The sequence below is a fragment of the Brevibacillus reuszeri genome (assembly GCF_001187725.1).
GTDB classification, from domain to species: Bacteria; Bacillota; Bacilli; order Brevibacillales; family Brevibacillaceae; genus Brevibacillus; species Brevibacillus reuszeri.
Genome location: NZ_LGIQ01000015.1, coordinates 1 through 1594, shown reverse-complemented (window position 1 = coordinate 1594; position 1594 = coordinate 1). Strand labels below are relative to the sequence as shown.

Here is a 1594-nt window from a genome sequence, read left to right as displayed (position 1 = left end):
TATAACAATTAAACATAAACATGTTTAATGAAAAATGTTGACATCCTATTAGCTGGTTTAGCTCAACGAGGCTGTCGGATAAACTCCAGCAGCCTCTTGATGTATTTGCTAAGCTATCGATACCCGTTAGCGCAACGAGGCTGCCGATCACTTCCTTCAGTAGCCTCACGGTAAATTATTTAGTTACGAATCCCATTAGCTTTATGAGTTGTCTTTTATAAAATCATTATATAAAGTTTCTAATTTGGCCTTAATTTCCTCATCACTTATATCTAACGATGGTAACAAGTTACCCAAGCCATATGTTTTTTCAATTTCCTGAGAATAGTTATTCCAATTAAAATAATATGGCCCTACGTTTTTTAGTTTTTCGCGCGAAACTCCCTGATCTCCATAATTATATTCAAATCCAAAATCTCTCCATATCACAATGTCATCTGTACAAACTACTTCTAAAGAAACACCACCACACCCCATATCACCACATGCTGGACAGACGTAGAGGGAGTGGCGATTCTCCTTCAAATCACCAGAATTCTTAAGCATTAATCGACTGATAGCATCTTTTTGATAATCTTCTGCTCCCCATCCTAAACATGAAATCAGATCGAATCCTAAACTTTCGAGAAGTTCACGAAACGAAATACCATCAACCTCAATGTCAGCACAGTCCACCTGACCAGGATAGTCGAAGGTATACGATTTTTTTACAGTTCTTATTTCTGATATATGCATAGTTTCAACCTCTTATTTTTAACTTGTACTCCAACGCTCGTCACATTAGTTTTATTAAACCACACAGTATTTGACAATTCACTAAAGAATTCTGCCCGTTAGCCGTTCATGCAGCGCTGCTGCACCAAAGATGATGAAAATGGTTTGAATCCGTCCATACTGCTACTACGGCTGGAGAGGAAGGTCGTTTTAAGTTGGTGCTATGAGCCCATCCGTTAGTCTGACTCCAACGATCATGGTGCATCACAGATTGTCGCTCCCCTTCGGGAAGCACTCATGGGAGATTAGTCCTTTTATGATTGTTGCACCAGCCTCCATAATGGTAGTGCCGTAGGAAGGATGTTTTCAATGAAGGTCATCATTGAACGAGCATGTGGTATGGATGTTCATAAGGACAGTATTACTGCATGCATCATTACACCAGAAAGAAAGGAGATTCAAACGTTTTCTACTAAAACTGTTTTCTTATTAAAGCTAATCGACTGGATTAAGGAACAAGGTTGTACCCATGTCGCAATGGAAAGTACAGGAGTTTTTTGGAAGCCTATCGTCAATTTATTGGAAGCAGAATCAATCGAATTTTTAGTGGTTAATGCTACCCATATGAAAGCAGTCCCTGGGAGAAAAACAGATGTCAAAGATGCCGAATGGATCGCTGAACTTCTTCGCCATGGATTACTTACAGCTAGTTATATTCCCAACCGAAATCAACGGGAGTTGAGAGAACTAGTTCGATATCGTCGAAGCATAATTGAAGAACGCGCACGACAACATAACCGAATTCAAAAGGTATTAGAGGGCGCCAACATTAAACTTTCTTCTGTTGTATCCGATATTTTGGGCGTCTCTAGCCGAGATA

General features: G+C 39.6%; 2 protein-coding genes. One reads left to right on the top strand and one right to left on the bottom strand.

Going from position 1 to position 1594, the window contains the following annotated elements:
• Window positions 1-201 precede the first annotated feature (201 nt).
• Window positions 202-735, bottom strand: coding sequence for a hypothetical protein (locus ADS79_RS30555; protein ID WP_049742263.1), 534 nt, complete (start codon window positions 733-735; stop codon window positions 202-204).
• A 348-nt stretch (window positions 736-1083) separates the two neighbouring features.
• Here ADS79_RS30555 and ADS79_RS30550 point away from each other — a divergent pair.
• Window positions 1084-1594, top strand: a 511-nt coding sequence (locus tag ADS79_RS30550; RefSeq protein ID WP_152969586.1) for an IS110 family RNA-guided transposase, incomplete at its 3' end; no start/stop codon positions are given.

Bases quoted from the DNA above. Each gene is read 5' to 3' on its own strand.
- ADS79_RS30555 (WP_049742263.1), bottom strand. From the start codon at position 735: ATGCATATATCAGAAATAAGAACTGTAAAAAAATCGTATACCTTCGAC.